Source organism: Pseudocitrobacter sp. 2023LY-00077 (assembly GCF_055796175.1).
Genome location: NZ_JBSPEI010000073.1, coordinates 1 through 623 on the forward strand (window position 1 = coordinate 1; position 623 = coordinate 623).

The following is a 623-nucleotide window of genomic DNA, read 5'->3' on the forward strand; positions in this document are numbered from 1 at the left end:
TCAATATCCAGCGTGACCGTCGGCAGCGTGATATCCACCTGCACCGGCTCCATCGCGGTGGCCGTCGCTTCGTTCCCGGCCTCATCCTGAATGGTGATGGTGCCGTTCACTTCCGGATCCGCCAGCAGATCGGCGGTTTTCACCTCCGTGCTCCAGGTCAGATCATCCTGAACAATGGCCTCATAGCGGTTGCCGTTCACTTCCAGCACCACCATGTCGCCCGCTTTCGCATCGCCGCCCACGGTGCCGGTGATGGTGGTGTTCTCCGCCTTCGCTTCTTCAGCGTTGATCCAGCCGTCGCCCGCAATCACGTCAATATCCAGCGTGACCGTCGGCAGCGTGATATCCACCTGCACCGGCTCCATCGCGGTGGCCGTCGCTTCGTTCCCGGCCTCATCCTGAATGGTGATGGTGCCGTTCACTTCCGGATCCGCCAGCAGATCGGCGGTTTTCACCTCCGTGCTCCAGGTCAGATCATCCTGAACAATGGCCTCATAGCGGTTGCCGTTCACTTCCAGCACCACCATGTCGCCCGCTTTCGCATCGCCGCCCACGGTGCCGGTGATGATGGTGTTCTCCGCCTTCGCTTCTTCAGCGTTGATCCAGCCGTCGCCCGCAATCAC

1 protein-coding gene is annotated in these 623 nt (G+C 61.3%); it reads right to left on the minus strand.

Features of this window, described 5'->3' with window-relative positions:
• Positions 1–623, minus strand: a 623-nt coding sequence (locus ACWWFX_RS25400; protein WP_473225116.1) for an Ig-like domain-containing protein, incomplete at both ends; no start/stop codon positions are given.